Source organism: Candidatus Regiella insecticola LSR1, assembly GCF_000143625.1.
Lineage (GTDB): Bacteria > Pseudomonadota > Gammaproteobacteria > Enterobacterales > Enterobacteriaceae > Regiella > Regiella insecticola.
In genome coordinates this window covers 1-3,553 of the sequence record NZ_GL379718.1, presented here as the reverse complement: position 1 = coordinate 3,553, position 3,553 = coordinate 1, and the positions used below count along the sequence as shown (strand labels likewise).

At 40.8% G+C, this 3,553-nt stretch carries 3 protein-coding genes and 3 pseudogenes; all 6 read right to left on the bottom strand.

The annotated features are described in order from the left end of the window. Window positions 1-575: pseudogene (locus REG_RS14960) on the bottom strand (VirB4 family type IV secretion system protein); the annotation flags it as partial. 324 nt (window positions 576-899) lie between these two features. Continuing rightward, the gene (locus REG_RS14450; RefSeq protein ID WP_260200265.1) at window positions 900-1,103 is read right to left on the bottom strand and encodes a hypothetical protein; all 204 of its coding nucleotides are present in this window, start codon (window positions 1,101-1,103) and stop codon (window positions 900-902) included. After that, entirely contained in the window at window positions 1,104-1,244 is a 141-nt protein-coding gene (locus tag REG_RS14445) for a hypothetical protein (protein WP_260200264.1), read from the bottom strand. It lies immediately after the preceding gene. 895 nt (window positions 1,245-2,139) lie between these two features. Then, window positions 2,140-2,800, bottom strand: a pseudogene (elbB, locus tag REG_RS09940) (isoprenoid biosynthesis glyoxalase ElbB). Between the two features lies 1 nt (window position 2,801). Beyond that, window positions 2,802-3,305: a hypothetical protein gene (locus REG_RS09935; protein WP_006705523.1), complete on the bottom strand. Its 504-nt coding sequence runs from the start codon at window positions 3,303-3,305 to the stop codon at window positions 2,802-2,804. Window positions 3,306-3,313: 8 nt separating this feature from the next. Then, window positions 3,314-3,553, bottom strand: a pseudogene (locus REG_RS13605) (hypothetical protein); the annotation flags it as partial.

Below are 3,553 nucleotides of genomic sequence, written 5' to 3'. Positions count from 1 at the left end.
GTATCACTCACTAAAATATCTTGTTCCTGGCCGTTGAACAGCAGCGAGTAAAAACGACCAATTTGTGAAAATAAGGCACCGTGCTGATTTTCTTCCATCCCCAGCAGAGAAGCATCAAACGGCTCCAGCATCGTTTTTGAGACGGTGATCAATTCCTCTATCCGCGCTATTCCTTCCTCTAAATCCTGATACTTGAGGATCAATGCCAGACTATAGCCTACCTGCCGAAACTCACCCTCACGAAACGGGGCGGTGTAAGCATCGACAAACGCCTGCAACGCGGGTAACGCCAAGGCATACTGTGTGTTGAGCCTGACTTTGTTTTTTGTGATGTAAGTTTGTAGCATCAGGTTTTTGCCTTCTTTTTTTCCTAATGCTTGAAAATAACGGTTAAGCAGGGAAAACAACCTGTTTAATGATTCGGGTTCACGGGTCTCATGGGAGATACCTTTTAATCGCACCACGCTCAGTAATCGATTGCCAGGCAAAGTGACCATGTTTTCTCCGACGTGATAGCCCATTAACGGCGCTTTAGTCTCCACCGGAAAAACGGACTTTCGCATAGCGGCGGCCATAATATTGACTCCATTTTGGATTTTGCGGGGTGACGAACAACGATTTACCAAACCTGCGATTCAGGCGAAGGCGACGTAGCATAAAATGCAAGCGGCGCAAATACTTATCGTCTTTCTCGCAAACGATCCGAAGGGCTATCCCTACCAACAAAAACGGTAATGCCAGCAAGCCACCCTACCCGCCAAAGGCGCTAAATCCACTGACACCGAATACCAGTGTGCCAACAAAACAAAGTAGCAACGGGAAGATAGGCACCCCCCAGAAGAGAGGGATGCGACTCATCCCATTGTGGCTGTCAAATTCCAGGTGTTCAGCCTCTTTTTTCACAGTCCGGTTCCCCCGAAGAATTGCCAGGCCGCCGTCCCAATCAGAATAACCCCGCCCACTAACGCTACCGCACCAATTTGTTTAAAGTAGTCCATCAGTGTCGTATCCATGTCACCATTTGAGCGGGAAATCAGCCATTTGATACCCACCCAGGTTAAGGTGATCAGCGCACAGATAGCGGCAACCGCATATAACGCCACCTAAACATCTTTGCTATACGTTTGGATGGAAGATTTCCAGTCCGCCAACACCCAGGGGGAAGTCAGCAATAGCACTATTGCCAGTAGTACGTGATTAACCAACGGTTTTTTTAGCGATGGTTCGAAGGGTTGATTCGGCATTAGACCTCTTCGGAAACCTACTGCGTGATACGGATCCTGCGTTGTCCAGTGCGCGCAATCCTCATGTACTTTATGTTAACGAAGGTTGCTGTGCGCCGGGCGCCTTGACTTCGCATCACTCGCTACGGTTTCCAAAGAGGTCTATTGTTCTCTTTTTCCTCATTGACAGATTGTGTATTGGGTTTGTTTTTGCCCGATTCCTCGCCATAGCGTGGATACTGGCGTAGCACATCCCAGGATCGATAAATAGGCACGTTAGGCGGGGCGCAGAGGGGGCAAAATCAAGCGAAGGCACTTTTACCCGCTCCGCTTTTGTGCTCGGCACGGTGTATCCCTCTTGCGGAGGGGTATAACCGATCCTTTGTACATAGCTGGTCTGCCGAAAATCGTTTTGGAGAGCATAAAAAAGTGTGGGGCAATCCTATCCCGCTAATACAGTGTTTTCATCGATCTTTTCTCCGATATGCCCATCGATTTTTAGATTCGAATAACGCTCTTGGCTCACCATGAAACTGTGTTTGAAGTAGATCAAGAGTATCTCGAGATGCATTAAAATAATGTCAGTGATTTTATCGTCAATGGGGAATAATTTGGATGATTGCCCCACACTTTTTTATGCTCTCATGCCTACCTTTGAAAACAGTGTCGTTAAGTTCGTCATAAGATAACTTTCTATCTCGGTTCTTATTCAAATACTGAAACAAAGAACAATTTAAAGATTCTTGACGGAAAGAGGTGAGGACAAAACACCCATCAATAATAACTTGACGGGTGTTTTCGTTATATGAGAGATTGTGTCCTTTCAATTTATTAATATTATTTTTCGCATTCAGGCGGTAAATAATAACAATCAAAAAAATAGTGACACCATCAAAAAAGTTATAAAATAAAACAATTACATTATCTCTATAATTTTTTTAATTAACACATCTATTCCCTTTTTTGCTTCAATAATACTCGTTGCTAACATATATGCTGGGGTCGTCACAATTTTATTTTTTTTCATCAAACACAATTTCATTAACTGTAGACACCTTATGCTCCCCACCCATAGTTGAAATGGCAGCAATGGTATCTTTATCATTACCCACAGTTAAAATAACCCCTTTACCATATATTTTACTTAAAAGAACTGGAGCGATACACATAAACCCTACAGGTTTCTTGCTATTTTTAAATGCTTCACAAATAGTAAGAAACACTTTTTCTACCTTAACATTAGCTCCTTTAAAAGCAAAATCAGAGAGATTTTTTGCCACTCCAAATCCACCAGGAACAATCATTGCTGCAAACTCATTTGCCTTGCATTCGTTTAATGACTTAATGTTGCCGCGTACTATTCTGGCAGATTCAACCAAAACATTTCTTCTTTCAGTAACTTCCTTACCCGTACAATGATTAAAAACATGATGCTGATCGATATCTGGAGCAAAACATTGATATTGAATTTCATTTTCTTCAAGCGATAATAACGTCAAAACGACTTCATTAATTTCAGCACCATCATAGACACCACAGCCTGACAAAATAACCGCTACTTTTTTATCAGTATCCATATTAATTTCCTTTTAGTTTATTCAGATTAATCAATAATTTTTGGGTTGTTAAATTTTGATAGGCTTCCATTACATCAGAGACACTGCGTATTTTTTCTTCTACGGACAATTTATTATTAAATACTTCATCAAAAACAGCCGAAAGAAAATTATCAAAATCAAAATTATTTTGATACCAATTACCAATGTTTTCAATGGGCGTGTCTAATGAATTAAAATCACGAATATATGCCGATGTTCGATGCTTCAACATATTCGTTATTCTTATTTTTATCTGCTTTTTATTCGCTAAATTATCAGTCAATAGGATAGAACGTAATTCCTGTAACTTGCCTCTAGAATGATACCAAACCATGGCACGAATGTAGGCTACCGTCATTTCCGAGGAGAATTTATCGACAGTGACAACTGTCACAGGATGAGCGACCAATTCCGTATATTTATACCACCCGACCAACCCAATCACACCGTACAAGCCAATAATAATTAATTTCAATAAATTCAACTAAATTCCTACTTTAACAAAAATAAAACGGGAAAAACTATTATTCTATTTATCACAAACACAAAGGTGAGCAGATCTTGTTGAGTTTCAAATACCTGAATATCTTGTTTTTCAAACGATTCAGCCTCTAATTCCGCTGACTTTGACTCAACTTCATGATCAATTTTGCCGACCATATCCGAGCTAGATTTCAAATTGTTTAAGCTAATCAACGCCAGATTCGCATAACCGAAACGGGATACCCCAAG

What these genes read in the sequence shown, in the direction of transcription:
- REG_RS14445 (WP_260200264.1), bottom strand. Translation starts at nt 1,244, where the DNA reads ATGCCGAATCAACCCTTCGAACCATCGCTAAAAAAACCGTTGGTTAAT.